At 61.2% G+C, this 14,586-nt stretch carries 13 protein-coding genes; 6 read left to right on the forward strand and 7 right to left on the reverse strand.

All coding sequences use genetic code 11. The annotated features are described in order from the left end of the window. Positions 1-51: 51 nt before the first annotated feature. The gene (locus QOM08_RS03420) at positions 52-1,212 is read left to right on the forward strand and encodes an L-talarate/galactarate dehydratase (protein ID WP_047229539.1); all 1,161 of its coding nucleotides are present in this window, start codon (positions 52-54) and stop codon (positions 1,210-1,212) included. A gap of 59 nt (positions 1,213-1,271) precedes the next feature. Here the strand turns inward: QOM08_RS03420 and QOM08_RS03425 are convergent, their stop codons facing one another. After that, positions 1,272-2,351: an endonuclease/exonuclease/phosphatase family protein gene (locus QOM08_RS03425; protein ID WP_047229540.1), complete on the reverse strand. Its 1,080-nt coding sequence runs from the start codon at positions 2,349-2,351 to the stop codon at positions 1,272-1,274. Between the two features lie 91 nt (positions 2,352-2,442). Then, positions 2,443-3,105 (reverse strand): membrane protein, encoded by a 663-nt coding sequence (locus tag QOM08_RS03430; RefSeq protein WP_047229541.1) that lies wholly within the window; start codon positions 3,103-3,105, stop codon positions 2,443-2,445. Between the two features lie 178 nt (positions 3,106-3,283). On the opposite strand from QOM08_RS03430, the gene QOM08_RS03435 reads away from it, so the two are divergent. The 3 genes from QOM08_RS03435 to QOM08_RS03445 all read left to right on the forward strand — a co-directional run bounded on the left by QOM08_RS03435 (position 3,284) and on the right by QOM08_RS03445 (position 5,284). Then, positions 3,284-4,045: a DUF2076 domain-containing protein gene (locus QOM08_RS03435; protein ID WP_047229542.1), complete on the forward strand. Its 762-nt coding sequence runs from the start codon at positions 3,284-3,286 to the stop codon at positions 4,043-4,045. Positions 4,046-4,170: 125 nt separating this feature from the next. Next, positions 4,171-4,650, forward strand: a complete 480-nt coding sequence (locus tag QOM08_RS03440) for an NYN domain-containing protein (RefSeq protein ID WP_316912565.1) — start codon at positions 4,171-4,173, stop codon at positions 4,648-4,650. Between the two features lie 22 nt (positions 4,651-4,672). Then, entirely contained in the window at positions 4,673-5,284 is a 612-nt protein-coding gene (locus QOM08_RS03445) for a PolC-type DNA polymerase III (RefSeq protein WP_139051212.1), read from the forward strand. Between the two features lie 123 nt (positions 5,285-5,407). On the opposite strand, the gene QOM08_RS03450 is transcribed toward QOM08_RS03445, so the two are convergent. After that, a complete protein-coding gene (locus QOM08_RS03450; RefSeq protein ID WP_047229544.1) occupies positions 5,408-5,860 on the reverse strand; it encodes an Lrp/AsnC family transcriptional regulator in 453 nt (150 codons plus the stop codon). Positions 5,861-6,021: 161 nt separating this feature from the next. Between QOM08_RS03450 and yedA the strand changes: the two genes are divergently transcribed. After that, entirely contained in the window at positions 6,022-6,924 is a 903-nt protein-coding gene (gene yedA, locus QOM08_RS03455; protein WP_076386438.1) for a drug/metabolite exporter YedA, read from the forward strand. Positions 6,925-6,981: 57 nt separating this feature from the next. Beyond that, positions 6,982-8,319 (forward strand): DEAD/DEAH box helicase, encoded by a 1,338-nt coding sequence (locus QOM08_RS03460; RefSeq protein WP_047229546.1) that lies wholly within the window; start codon positions 6,982-6,984, stop codon positions 8,317-8,319. A 112-nt stretch (positions 8,320-8,431) separates the two neighbouring features. Here QOM08_RS03460 and QOM08_RS03465 read toward each other — a convergent pair whose 3' ends face one another. From QOM08_RS03465 to QOM08_RS03480, 4 genes are all read right to left on the reverse strand, one after another. After that, complete coding sequence (locus QOM08_RS03465) at positions 8,432-9,673, reverse strand: TIGR03862 family flavoprotein (protein WP_316912566.1); 1,242 nt, start codon at positions 9,671-9,673, stop codon at positions 8,432-8,434. Positions 9,674-9,834: 161 nt separating this feature from the next. Then, positions 9,835-11,073: an OprD family porin gene (locus tag QOM08_RS03470; protein ID WP_316912567.1), complete on the reverse strand. Its 1,239-nt coding sequence runs from the start codon at positions 11,071-11,073 to the stop codon at positions 9,835-9,837. A 152-nt stretch (positions 11,074-11,225) separates the two neighbouring features. Continuing rightward, positions 11,226-12,965, reverse strand: coding sequence for an acetyl/propionyl/methylcrotonyl-CoA carboxylase subunit alpha (locus QOM08_RS03475; RefSeq protein ID WP_316912568.1), 1,740 nt, complete (start codon positions 12,963-12,965; stop codon positions 11,226-11,228). Beyond that, entirely contained in the window at positions 12,962-14,578 is a 1,617-nt protein-coding gene (locus tag QOM08_RS03480) for a 5-oxoprolinase/urea amidolyase family protein (RefSeq protein WP_316912569.1), read from the reverse strand. The genes QOM08_RS03475 and QOM08_RS03480 overlap by 4 nt, the downstream gene beginning before the upstream one ends. Positions 14,579-14,586: the final 8 nt, after the last annotated feature.

A 14,586-nucleotide genomic window follows, 5' to 3' on the forward strand; every position in this document is an offset into this window, starting at 1 on the left:
TGATGATTGCGCAATCATCGTCACCTTCAGAGCCTGTCCAAGGAGAGCCCTATGCACGTACAAGAACAATCGCTCAAGTCCTCCGATGACGACCGAATCGCCTGGGTTCGTGTCGCTTCGGTCATCCTGCCGCTGGCCAATCCCATCAGTGATGCCAAGGTCCTTACCGGACGGCAAAAACCGATGACTGAAATCGCCATCCTGTTTGCCGAAATCGAGACCGTCGATGGGCATCAAGGCCTGGGTTTCAGTTACTCCAAGCGGGCCGGGGGGCCGGGACAATTCGCTCATGCCAAGGAAATCGCCCCGGCGCTGATCGGGGAAAACCCCAGTGACATTGCCAAACTCTGGACCAAGCTGTGCTGGGCTGGCGCGTCGGTGGGCCGCAGCGGTATGTCGACCCAGGCCATCGGGGCGTTCGACGTGGCATTGTGGGATCTGAAGGCCAAGCGCGCCAACCTGTCGCTGGCGCGCTTGCTCGGTGCTCAACGTGACTCGGTGCGTTGCTACAACACTTCCGGTGGCTTCCTTCACACCCCGCTTGATCAGTTGATGAAGAACACTGACCTCTCGCGAGAAAAGGGAATTGGCGGCATCAAGTTGAAGGTCGGGCAACCGGATTGCGCCATCGACATTGAACGGGTCAGTGCGGTGCGCAAGCACTTGGGTGACAACTTCCCGTTGATGGTGGATGCCAACCAGCAATGGGATCGCCCGACGGCCCAGCGCATGTGTCGGCAGTTTGAAGCGTACAACCTGATCTGGATTGAAGAACCGCTGGACTGCTATGACGCTGAAGGCCATGCCGCGTTGGCGCAGCAGTTCGATACACCGATCGCCACGGGTGAAATGCTCACCAGCGTTGCTGAACACGCCGAGTTCATCAAGCAGCGCGGCGCTGATTTCCTGATGCCCGACGCACCACGAGTAGGCGGCATCACCCCTTACCTGAAGGTCGCATCAATGGCCGAGCAGGCGGGCCTGATGCTGGCCCCTCACTTTGCCATGGAGCTGCACGTTCACCTGGCAGCCGCTTATCCGACCGAGCCCTGGGTCGAGCATTTCGAATGGCTTGAGCCGCTGTTCAACGAGCGTCTGGAAACCCGCGACGGTCGGATGCTGGTGCCCACTCGCCCCGGTTTGGGACTGACGCTGAGCGAACAAGTCAAACCCTGGACGGTTCAGGAAGCCGAGACAGGTACTCGACCCTGATCAAGCGTGGGTGATTCGGACCAGCGCCACACTCGTCTGACGGCGAATGTGGCTTGGCATCACGGCGTGGCCGGCAACAGGAATCGGGCAATCACCGGCAAATGATCGGAGATACGCAAGGTATCGTCCTGCCGCACCCGAGCCTCGACCCGCTTGATCCGAGGGCTGTAGAACAGGTAGTCGACAGTGCGGTCAGGGCCGTTGAGGCCGGGGTCGTTCGGGTAGTGGGTCAGCCAGTGGCTGCGATCGATGCCGCTGGCTTCGTTGTTGGTGGGGATCATCGGGTATTTGTCCCACAGCAGGTGCAGAGGGCTGTCGGCGGAGTAGGGCGTGCGCTGCGCGGCTGGCAGGCGCCGGTATTGGCCCAGGGGTAGCAGATTGAAGTCGCCACCGATCAGCCAGGGTTTGCCTCGCGATTCAAGTTTGTCCAGTACCTTGCTCACGGCCTTGACCTGGTTCGGCAGGGTTTCATCCGGCTGCGTGGCCCGTTCCAGGTGGGTGTTGAGCACGACCAGGTGGCCACCACTGCTCAGCGGCAGGTGACTGACCAACAAAGCGTTTTTCGGCTGGAACTGACGGCTGATGAAATTGGCCCCGGCCACCGGCAACTGCACCCGTTCCGCTTGATCGATGCGGTAACGGCTCAACGTCGCCAACTGCCGGCCGACGCTGCCGAAGATATGCGGGTCGGGGATGAAATCGGCTTTCCAGTCAAAGGCGCTGGTGCTGCACGGATACAGGTCGGTCAATCGTTCCTGCAACAACTTGAGCTGGTTCTGGTAGTCGCTGGCCTTGGCGCCGTCGTCCAGTTCCTGGAGCAACACGACGTCCGGTTGCTCGTCGCGAATGACCCTTGCCACTTCGTCGAGGCTGAAGGCCATGTCTTCGAGGGTCGGGCTTTCATCGTCACCCTGGGCCAGGTCGTGCCAGAACACGTAGCGCTTGCCGGCCAGGAACTGGACGTTCCAGGTCATCACCTTCAAGGCCTGGCCAGGCACGAGCGTTGCGGTGTTGGCGGGGCAACTGACCGGCAGTGCTTCCCGGGATTGTGGGCGCCAGGTCAGGCTATAGATCGACAGGGCGGCCAGGCCGAGAATCAACAACAGGCCCAGCAAGGTGTAGCGCAATAGACGGGTCATGGCTCGACTTAAATGGGCAATACGCAAAAGTGATCCTGAGCATAACCGAGAGCAGTTGCCGAGCCCAAGCCCGTAACCTGCGCAGCAGTCGTCAACGGCTGTCAGGTTTTTCCGCGACCAGCATGAACATCCGGAACAGCACCACGGTGGTGAACAGCTGCAGGAAACTGTGAACGCTGTCGATCAGCAAGGTGATCAACGGGTTCTGGGGCGGCGGGTACACCGACAGGCTGGCGCCCTTGAGCAGCCAGAGCGGGACCATCACGCAAAGAATGCACAACAGGATGCGCCAGAAACTGCCGCGGCTCAGGCGCAGGCTTTCCTTCATTGCTGCCAGCGGAGTCAGGCCGCGCAGCACCAGCAGGTATTCGCCAAAGGCCAGGACCACCATCAGCCAAAGGCCCGGCAGGAAGTACAACGAAATGCCCACCAGAATCAGCAACGTATTGAGTGCGGTCAGCAGGGCAAAGCGTGGCCACAGGGTCAGGGCCGTCGCGAGAAGGTCACGGGGACGGGGCGATTCACCGCGACTGCGAGCGTCGAGAAACAGAATCAGCGCGGCGGTGTAGAGCGGGTATATCAGCAGCCCGACGATCAGGCTGTAGCCGGAAAAACCTTCGGGGCCCACGACGCTGTCCACGCCTTGTTGCAGCACGGCCTCGAGGATCACCAGCGGCAGGCACAGCTGGGCGATCCGGCCAAGATGGCGTTTGAAGAAATACAAAGAGTCGCGCAGCACGTCAAACGGATTCATGAGTCGGTATCGCAGGTCAAAAAGCGGTCCGACACTTTAACCGATCAGGCGCCTGCACAAGCAAACGTAAACATCAGGTAAAGACCATTGAAACCTCTGTGCCCAGCCCCATTACTGGCTGGCACCGGTCCTGTAGGGCCGGCATGGTTTTTCTACCCGGCAATCTGATGAGGTCGCCATGAACAGCGAAGAACAAACCCTGATCGATGGACTGTTTTCACGGCTGCAACAGGCCGAAAAGGATGCAGCCCCGCGCGATGTCCAGGCCGAGGCGCGGATCAAGGAACATATGACCCGCCAGCCCGCGGCGGGCTATTTCATGACCCAGGCGATTCTGGTGCAAGAGACGGCGCTCAAAAGCCTCGACGAGCAGAACAGGCAACTGACCCAGCAGGTCGAGCAGTTGCAAGCGGACCTGCAACAGGTCCGGCAACAGCCTCCAGCGCCCAGCGGTGGTGGTTTTCTCTCGAGTATTTTCGGTGGCAGCTCGCGCGACCCACGGCCAACGTCCGCTCCAGGCGCTTCGCCCGCCAGCGGTGGCGGCTGGCGCGAACCGGCGCGGCCTGGCTTCAATGCGCCACCCCAGCAGAACTACGCCGCGCCGCCCGCTAACTACGGCGCCGCGCAACAGCAGGCTCCAGGGGCCGGCAGCTTCATGAGCGGCGCGCTGAAAACCGCGGCTGGTGTGGCCGGGGGCGTGATGCTCGCCCAGGGCATCAGCAGTCTGTTCCACGGTGCCCAGCAGCCTCAGGAAGTCGTCGAGGTCATCGAGCCAGAGCCGGCCCAACCGGTCAACGACACGGCAAGCAGTGACAGCGGCTGGGGCAATGACTCAAACGTCGCTGGTAACGATGCCTATGGCAACGACCAGGGCGGTTTCGCCGACGCCGACTACAGCGACGATTCATCCTTCTTCGGCGATGACGACTCCTTCGTCTGACCTGCCATTCGTCCGGGGCGCCCAGGTGCCTCGGACCGATTATTCGCGGAACATTCCTCTGGGCTGGCATACTGGGCAACTTTTCGGGCCCGCTCTGCCGGCTTGTGCATTCAAGAGGAAACGCGGTGAAAAAAATCGCAGTGTTCGCCGATGTCCAGAACCTCTACTACACCGTGCGCCAGGCTTATGGTTGCCATTTCAACTACGCGGCCTTGTGGGCCGATGTCAGCAAGCAGGGGCAGATCGTCGAGGCCTACGCGTATGCGATCGATCGCGGCGACAGCAAGCAGCAGCAATTCCAGCGGATCCTGCGCAACCTGGGGTTTGTCGTGAAGCTCAAGCCTTACATCCAGCGCAGCGACGGCTCGGCCAAGGGTGACTGGGACGTGGGCATCACCCTGGACATCATGGACGCCGCTGATCACGTTGACGAAGTGGTGTTGGCCTCCGGTGATGGCGATTTCGACATGCTGCTCGAACGCATCATCAGCAAACACGGGGTCCAGGCGGTGGCTTATGGCGTACCGGGGCTGACGGCCAACTCGCTGATTCGCGCCGCCAGCCGCTACGTGCCGATCGAAGGCGCGTTGCTGCTCAAGAATTGATTTTTACGGAGTTCAGACAGGTTTGGAACGCATCGCAGTCATCGACTTTGAAACCACTGGCATCACGCCGAGCAGCAGTTGCCGGGCCACCGAAATCGCCGTGGTGATTCTCGAACAGGGCCGGATTGTGGATCGCTATCAGAGCCTGATGAACGCCGGTGTGCGCGTGCCCGCGTTCATCGAGCAACTGACCGGCATCAGCAACGCCATGCTGCGCAGCGCCCCGCCGGCGGAAAAGGTGATGAACGAGGTCAACGAGTTCGTCGGCATCACGCCGCTGCTGGCCCACAACGCCGCATTCGACCAGAAGTTCTGGGATTTCGAGCTAGGCCGGATCAAACGCACCCGCTTGCAGAATTTTGCCTGTTCACTGCTGCTGGCCCGGCGCCTGATGCCGATGGCGCCGAACCACAAGCTCGGCACGCTCAACACCTTCGCCGGCCTGCCCCACACCGGCCAGGCTCACCGGGCCATGGCCGACGCCGAAATGGCCGCCAACCTCACCGCGCACCTGGCGACGCAACTGCGGCAACAGCACGGGCTGCGGGAGTTGTCCCACGATTTGCTGTGCAGTTTGCAGAAAGTGCCGGCGGCGAAGATCAACGAGCACCTCAAGCGGCATCGCGGGTTCTAAACACACCACAAAACAAAAACTGTGGGAGCGAGCTTGCTCGCGATTGCGGTGTGTCAGTCAACATGAATGTTGGCTGATCCAAAGCTATCGCGAGCAAGCTCGCTCCCACAGTTTCGATCAGTGTTACTTCCCGTTGCCTTCCAACTGCCCCAACGGCACCCGCTTTTCAATCGCGCTGGACAGCACGATCGAGGTCTTGCTGAAACCGAACTTGGCGATGCGGTTGATCAGCTCTTCCAGTTCCGGCATCGAGCCGACCGCCGCCTGCATGATCACGCACGGGTCGCCCGTCACCCGGTGGCATTCGGTCAGTTGCGGGATCCTGCACAGTTCATCGTAAGTCTTCTGGTTGCCGTGCTGGTTCATGCGCAGTTCGATGACGCACTGCACCGGCAAGCCGATCTTCGCCATGTCGACTTTCGCCTGGTAGCCGGTGATCACGCCGCTGGTTTCCAGCTTGCTGACCCGCTCGGCCACGGCCGGGGCCGACAGGTTCACTTTGCGGGCCAGTTCGGCATAGGACGCACGACCGTTTTCCAACAGGGCGCTGAGCAGCATGCGGTCGTATTTATCCACGGTTCGGGCTCCCAAGGGGCTGACTTTCGAAAGTACGGTTTATAACGCTGATCTCCGTGTTTTTAAAAGTGTACGGTTCGGATAAACAGGTTTTGTAACTTATTTTCCGCCTGTCGCCTTTCTAGAATAGCGTCTTTCATTGTCCTGACTTCGAGCTGACCATGCCTGGCCCACGCCGTTTCCCCTTGCCATTGATCGCTGCATTTTTTGCCTTGTACGTCATCTGGGGGTCGACCTACCTGGTGATTCGCATCGGTGTGGAGCATTGGCCGCCGCTGCTGCTGGCCGGGATTCGCTTCGTGATCGCCGGCTCGCTGATGTACGGTTTCCTGCGCTGGCGCGGGGCGCCGGCACCGACTTGGGCGCAGTGGAAGGCGGGGGCTGTCATCGGCGTGTTGTTGCTCAGTTTCGGCAATGGCGCGGTCAGTGTCGCCGAACACACGGGCGTGGCGTCCGGGGTGGCGGCGCTGGCCGTGGCGACGGTGCCGTTGTTTACCTTGCTCTGCGGATATTTCTGGGGCGCCCGTAATACCCGTCTGGAGTGGGCGGGGATTGTGCTGGGGTTGATCGGCATTGCCATGCTCAACCTCGGCTCCAACCTGCAATCGAGCCCATTAGGCGCGACCTTGCTGCTGTTCGCGGCGGCGTCCTGGGCCTTCGGTTCGGTGCTGAGCAAACACTTGCCGCTGCCGGCGGGGGCGATGGCCAGTGCCGTGGAAATGCTGGTGGGCGGTGTGGTGCTATTGATCGGCAGCGTGGCCAGCGGCGAACACCTGGACAGCATGCCGCCGCTGGAAGGCTGGATCGCACTGGCTTACCTGACCTGCTTCGGTTCGATCATTGCCTTCAACGCCTACATGTACCTGCTCAAGCACGTACGTCCGGCGGCGGCCACCAGCTATGCCTACGTCAACCCGGCGGTGGCGGTGTTGCTGGGCATTGTGTTCGCCGGTGAAACCATCGGGATCGAAGAGGCCCTGGCGATGTTGGTGATCATCAGTGCCGTGGTGTTGATTGGATTGCCCCAGTGGCGCAAACCCAAGCCTGCGCCGGCCGAATCCTGATTTAGGGTAAACTGCCGCGCATTGCACACCTTGCGCTGATTTTCCTACGGTACTTCCATGACTTTCGCCACCCTTGGCCTGATCGAACCCTTGCTGCGCGCCCTCGAGACGCTCGGCTACCAGACCCCAACCCCGGTGCAGGCCCAAGCCATGCCGGCGGTGTTGGCCGGTCGCGACCTGATGGCCGCGGCCCAGACCGGCACCGGCAAGACCGCCGGTTTCGCCGTGCCGCTGTTGCAGTTGCTGACCACCGAGGGGCCGAAGGTCAGCGCCAACTCGGTACGGGCGCTGATTCTGGTGCCGACCCGTGAACTGGCCGAGCAGGTCCACGAAAGCGTGCGCCAATACGCGCAGAACCTGCCATTGAGCACCTATGCGGTGTACGGCGGTGTCAGCATCAACCCGCAGATGATGAAGCTGCGCAAAGGGGTTGATCTGCTGGTCGCCACGCCGGGACGCTTGCTCGACCTGTTCCGCCAGAACGCGCTGAAGTTCAATCAGCTGCAGACCCTGGTGCTGGACGAAGCCGACCGCATGCTCGACCTGGGCTTCTCCGAGGAACTGGCGAATATCTACAAAGCGCTGCCGAAGAAGCGCCAGACGCTGCTGTTCTCGGCAACCTTCTCCGACGCGATCCGCTTGCTGGCCGGGCAAATGCTCAACGACCCGTTGAGCATCGAAGTGAGCCCGCGCAACGTGGCCGCCAACACCGTCAAGCAATGGGTGGTGACGGTGGACAAGAAGCGCAAGCCAGAGTTGTTTGTGCACCTGATGCGCAAGAACAAGTGGAAACAGGTGCTGGTATTTGCCAAGACCCGCAACGGTGTCGATGCGCTGGTGGAAAAACTCCAGGGCATGAGTGTCAATGCCGACGGCATCCACGGCGATAAACCCCAGGCCACCCGCCAGCGGGCGCTGGACCGTTTCAAGGCCAGTGAAATCCAGATCCTGGTGGCCACCGACGTCGCCGCTCGCGGGCTGGATATCGAAGACTTGCCGCTGGTGGTGAATTTCGATTTGCCGATCGTCGCTGAGGATTACATCCACCGTATCGGTCGTACTGGTCGGGCGGGTTCCACCGGGGAAGCGATTTCCCTGGTCTGCGCCGATGAAGTGAATCTGCTGTCAGCCATCGAAACCCTGACCCGTCAGACGTTGCCACGGCAGATGGAACAGGACTTCGAGCCTGAACACCGGGTGCCGGAGACCGATGCCAGCGGCCAGGTTATCAAGAAGCCGAAAAAACCGAAGAAACCGAAAGCCTCGGGCGGTGGCGGCAAGCGCAACCTGGGCAAGTGGGTCGACAGCGGCGACGCCTCGCCCGTGGAGCCTTCGGTCAAGCCAGTGCGTAAAGTGCCGGTGTTCAACACCGGGCCGCGCAAGCGTAAGCCTTGATGACCCGCAGCGTTTGACAGGCCGCCATCGCGAGCAGGCTCGCTCCCACATTGACGGTGTACACAAATCAAATGTGGGAGCGAGCCTGCTCGCGATGGCCGCGCCTGGGTTTTCAAACCTTGCGCTGTAACCACTCCAACATTCCCAGCCCAGCCGCTCGGCCGCTGGCAAAGCAGGCCGTGAGCAGATAGCCGCCGGTCGGCGCTTCCCAGTCGAGCATTTCCCCGGCGCAGAACACGCCAGGCATCTGCTTGAGCATCAGGCGTTCGTCCAGGGCTTCGAAGGTCACGCCACCGGCACTGCTGATGGCTTCGTCCAGCGGGCGGGGTTTCACCAGGGTGATGGGCAAGGCCTTGATTGCCTGGGCCAGCCGCGCCGGGTCGGCGAAACAATCGGCAGGCGTTTGCTCGCGCAGCAACGCAGCCTTGACCCCGTCGATCCCCAATTGACTGTGCAGGTGCTTGGCCATTGAGCGTGAACCGCGTGGCTTGCTCAGGGCTTGCTGGATTTTATCCACAGGCCGGCCCGGCAGCAGGTCCAGATGGATCGTCGCGCTACCGTGCTGGTTGATGGCTTCGCGAATCGGCGCCGACAGGGCATAGATCAGGCTGCCTTCGATGCCGGTGGCGGTGATCACGCATTCACCGAGGCGCGGTACATCGTCATTCAGGCCGATGGCGATATTTTTCAGCGGGGCGCCGGCGAATTTGCTGACCATCAGATCGCTCCAGGCCGGCACTTCGAATCCGCAATTGCTCGGCTGCAAGGGCGCAAGGCCTACACCGCGCTGTTCCAGTGGCAGCATCCAGGCACCATCGGAGCCCAGGCGTGACCAACTGCCACCGCCCAGCGCCAGCAATGTCGCAGTGGGGCGCAGTGTTTTTTCGCCGTCCGCAGCGGCGACTAGCAAGCTGCCGTCGGGGTTCCAGCCCAGCCAGCGATGGCGGGTATGGATCATCACGCCGGCATCGCGCAGGCGTTTGAGCCAGGCGCGCAGCAGCGGGGCGGCTTTCATGTCGGTAGGAAATACCCGCCCGGAACTGCCGACAAAGGTCTCGATGCCCAATCCGTGAATCCATTGGCATAACTCGTTGGCGCCGAATGCCCGCAGCAGCGGGGCGATATTGGGCGCGCGCTCGCCGTAGCGGGACAGGAACGGCGAGAAGTCTTCCGAGTGGGTGATGTTCATGCCGCCGACACCGGCCAGCAGGAATTTCCTGCCCACTGAGGGCATGCCGTCGTACAGGTCGACCTGTATCCCGGCTTGGCTCAACACCTCGGCCGCCATCAGGCCGGCTGGGCCGCCGCCGATGATGGCGACATTTGGGATATGGGGGCAGACGGTTGGGGTCATGGCGTGAGCTGCGGAGGACGGGAATAAGCGGGGCATTCTATCAGCACAGATCCCTGTGGGAGCGAGCTTGCTCGCGATAGCGATCTGTCAGCCAACATCCATGCAGGCTGATCAGCCGCCATCGCGAGCAAGCTCGCTCCCACAGGGGGATGCGGTGATTCTTAGAGCGCTAATGTGTAACTGACGATCAGGCGGGTTTCATCCAGGTCATTGCTGAAGTTCGAACGAACCGTAGCGTTTCTGAGTTTGACCCCGAGGTTTTTCAGCGAACCGCTTTGGACCACGTAACCGATATCCGTATCGCGCTCCCACTCTTTGCCCGTATTACTGCCCCCGACCAACGCGTTGTCACCCTGGACATAACGACTCATGAACGTCAGCCCGGGAATGCCCAGCGCGGCGAAGTTGTAGTCATAACGCAGCTGCCAGGAGCGCTCTTGGGTGTTGGCAAAGTCATTGATCTGGACGAAGTTGACCAGGTATGGGTCGCTATTGGCAATGTACGGGAAGGGATCGTCACCGCTCATGCGTTGATAGGCGGCGGTGAACACGTTGGCGCCCAGAGTGTAGGCAACCAGTCCGTTCGCGGCGCGGTTATCGAGGGGGCGGAAGTTACCGTCATCGGTACTTTTCGAATAACGTAGATCGAACTTCAGCGACTGCTGCGCGGCAAGAGGGATTTCATAGACGACGCCGCCAAAGAACTGTCGATAGACATTTTCCAGATTGCCGTAGAACAGACTTGTGCTAAGGGCTTTGTTGAAACTGTAAGTACCGCCGGCAAAGCGGAAGTCATCACTGATACCGCCGATGCGGTTACCCGTGAAGTCCTGATAGTTCGAGGAACTGTTGAACTTGATTTGCTCCAGCTTGCCGCCTTGCAGGACCAACTGATCAATGTCTTTGGAGGTCAGTAGCGCGCCTTCGAAGGTGGAGGGCAACAGGCGTGTGTCATTGCTCGATACCACGGGCGTACGGAAGGCGAGTGAGCCAACCTTTAGAGCGGTTTCCGACACCTTCGCCTTGGCCGTCAACTCAAGTTTGGAATATTCGTCCTGTGAGCCGCGGCCGTTTTTCGAACTAAGGTCAGCCGGCAACAGGCCCGTGCCACCGGAACCATCACCGCCGTCAAGCTTGAGGCCGAGCATGCCAACCGCGTCGATGCCCAGGCCCACGGTGCCGGCGGTATAACCTGACTCGAATCGCAACATGGCGCCCTGGGCCCATTCTTTTGCCGAGTCCCGCTGGGTCGTGGGAGGACCGTTGCGAAAGTCACGATTGAAGTAGAAGTTACGCAGTTCCACACTGGCCTTACTGTCGGCAATAAAATCTGCAGATGCCGTAAAAGGGAAAATCAACGCGCAAGTACCCGCAATAGCCAAAGTCTTATTGATTGACATGCTCTTTATGCTCCAGATAACAGCAGATTTATGTGTTGGGTTTTATCGTTATTTTGATTGCAAAGTTACATCTACAGTTTTCTGCGGGCAGCACGCGGCAACCGGGTTATTACCCCGTTGCGCGTACTGACTGCGAAAAGAAAAGTTTTAAATCAGAGAGCTGTTTTGATGCGGCCAATGACGGAGCCGGCTTCAAAATAGTCGCCGGCCTGTTTGGCGATCTGCACCTGGCCTTCACAAGGTGCGAGGACCGAGGTTTCCATTTTCATGGCTTCTACAACCGCGATCACTTGCCCGGTGCTCACCGACTCGCCGTCTTCGACGACCCAGGTATGCAGATTACCCGCCACGGGCGTCAGTACCGCCTGCAGATCAGTGACCTCGGAGGGGGCCGTGTTTTCGCTGGCGGTACCCGCTGCGTTCAGGCTGACGCCTCGCAGCAGCGCAGCCGGAAGGCCCAGTTCGTGGCGCTTGCCGTCGATCTCGACAAACGTGCGCAGGATGCTTGGGTCGGCCGATACCGCGGTACGTGGGGCGAGCGTGATCTGTTCGGCGAAATCGGTTTCGATCCAGCGCGTGTGCACGGCGAATTTATCGGCACCGGTGAAGTCGTCATGGTCCATCACGGCCCGGTGGAACGGCAGCACCGAGGCAATGCCTTCAATGTTGAATTCCGCCAAGGCGCGTCGGGCGCGGACAATAGCCTGTTCGCGGGTGGCGCCGGTGACGATCAGTTTGGCCATCATCGAGTCGAAGGTGCTGGGCACTCGCGAGCCGCTTATCACGCCGCTGTCCAGGCGCACACCCGGGCCAGACGGTGGCAGAAAATCGGTGATCTGACCGGGGGTGGGCAGGAAGCCCTTGCCTGGGTCTTCCGCATTGATGCGAAATTCGAAGCTATGGCCACGTGGGGTCGGCGTCTCACTGAAGGACAACGGCAAACCGTCGGCGATCCGCAGTTGTTCGATCACCAGATCCACCCCAGTGGTCTCTTCGGTCACCGGGTGCTCGACCTGCAAGCGGGTATTGACCTCAAGGAACGACAGGGTGCCATCCTGGCTGAGCAGGAACTCCACCGTGCCGGCACCGACGTAGCCGGCTTTGGCGCAGATATCCTGAGCGGATTGATGAATACGCTGGCGCTGTTCGTCGCTGATAAAGGGCGCCGGCGCTTCCTCCACCAGCTTCTGATTGCGCCGCTGCAAGGAGCAGTCACGCGTGCCGATGACGACGACCTTGCCGTGTTTGTCGGCGAGGATCTGCGCTTCGATGTGCCGAGGACGGTCGAGGAACTGTTCGACGTAGCATTCACCACGACCAAAGGCTGCTTGCGCTTCGCGCACGGCGGAGGCGAACAACTCAGCCACTTCATCCATGCGCCAGGCGACTTTCATGCCGCGTCCACCGCCGCCAAAGGCAGCCTTGATGGCAATTGGCAGGCCGTGCTGTTCGGCAAAGGCCAATACTTCGGCGGCGCTTTCGACCGGGCCAGGCGTACCGGCTACCAGAGGCGCCCCGACCAGTTGGGCAATTTTTCGCGCCTCGACCTTGTCGCCGAGCACGTCGATGGTCTGCGGGTTGGGACCGATCCAGATCAACCCTGCGTCGATTACCGCCCGGGCGAAGTCGGCCCGTTCAGACAGAAAACCATAGCCGGGGTGCACGGCATCGGCGCCGCTGCGTTTGGCCACGGCAATCAGTTTGCCGATATCCAGGTAGGTTTCGGCCGGGCGCTGGCCATTCAGTGAGTAGGCTTCGTCGGCCTGGCGCACGTGCAGGGCGTCGATGTCCGCGTCGGCATAGACCGCGACAGACTGCACGCCGTAGTCGCGGCAGGCGCGGGCGATGCGGACGGCAATTTCACCACGGTTGGCAATCAGTAATTTTTTCATGGAATTTTTTTCACATCGGCAGTTGAAGAAGCTTGCGTAACGGGTTGAATCTCTTTGAAGCCGTCCACAGGGTTGAAGCGAATCTGCGCATTGATAGGGATCTGGCCAGCCAGGTCGAGATGGTAGCTGGCGACTGCGGCGATCACTGGATAGCCACCGGTCAACGGGTGATCGGCGAGAAACAGAACCGGTTGGCCGCTGGCCGGGACCTGAATGGCGCCCACGGAGGTGCCTTCGCTGGGCAACTCATGGTGGTTGCTGCGCGCTAGCGGTATTTCACCGGCCAGACGAATACCGACGCGGTTGGACTGTGAGGTGACGCGCCAGAGCTGGCTGCTCAGACGCTGGATGGCGTCTTCGGTAAACCAGTCGGTCCGCGGTCCCATGACCACGTCAAGGGTGACGATGTTGGCAGCAGTAGGCAGCTCAAAGGCTGGGGCTTCGTTCAGCGATACGCTGGTTCCCGTTGTCAGTGTCGTAAAGCCCAATAGGTCGCCGGCGGCGAGCGCCGGAGGGCCGACCTGGGCCAGGGTGTCTGTGGACAGGCTGCCCAGCACCGGAGTGACGTCAAAGCCGCCGCGAATCGCCAGGTAGCTGCGCAGCCCCGCGAGGGGGGAACCCAGGCTGACGCGGTCACCCGCGTCCAGCTCGATGGGCTGGTAGTGACTTGCCTGCCATTGCAGGCCACTGGTGTTGGTGATTGTGACCGGGGTTTGCGCACCGGTGACGGCGATCACGGCACGGCCATGGCAAACGAAGCTCAGGCCGCCGAGTACCGATTCCACACAGGCCATGTCCGAGCGGTTGCCGACCGCGCGGTTGGCTGCCCGCAGCGCGCCCAGGTCCAGCGCGCCGGAACGGGATACGCCTTGGCCGGTCTGGCCGGGACGGCCCATATCCTGCAATACGCTGTGCAAACCGGGGGTGATGATTTCCAGATAGGCGCCGCTGGGCGCGGCGGCACTTGCCGGTACCGTGGGGGCGGGCAGGCCACCCGCCGGGAGCGGGCCAGCATCGGTGAAGCGCACTTTATAGCCTGGACGCAGCAAGGCCGATTCAGCGCGGTTCAGGTCCCACATCTGCAAAGGCGTGACGCCGATGATCTGCCATCCGCCGGGGCTGGCTTGGGGATAAACACCGCTGAACTCCCCCGCCAGGGCAACCGCACCCGCGGGTATGCGGGTGCGTGGAGTTTGTCGGCGAGGCACCTGGAAACCCGCACCGCCGGTGAGGTAGGCGAAGCCCGGCGCGAATCCGCAGAAGGCCACGCTGTAGTCATGGGCGGTGTGGCGTTGGATCACCTCGGCGCGGCTGATCCCCAGCAGCGTGGCGACCTCGTCGAGGTCTTCGCCATTGTAATGGACGGGAATTTCCACCCGGCGATGCTCGATCGCGCGGCGCTGGCTCAGGTCTTGGCTAGCGATACGATTGACGAGCGCCTGCTGCGCAATGGCGCTGGGGCGAAATTGGATCAGCAGCGTTCGTGCGGCAGGAATGATCTCCTCCACGCCAGCAATCGGCTCGGCCATCAGGGCGTCGAACAACGCCAGTGTCTCGTCGAGGTCTTTCAATTCGACGAGCAGGGCGTCCAGGTTGACCGGTAGAAAACGCACGGGAGACT

The organism is Pseudomonas sp. P105 (assembly GCF_032614175.1).
GTDB lineage: Bacteria > Pseudomonadota > Gammaproteobacteria > Pseudomonadales > Pseudomonadaceae > Aquipseudomonas > Aquipseudomonas rhizophila.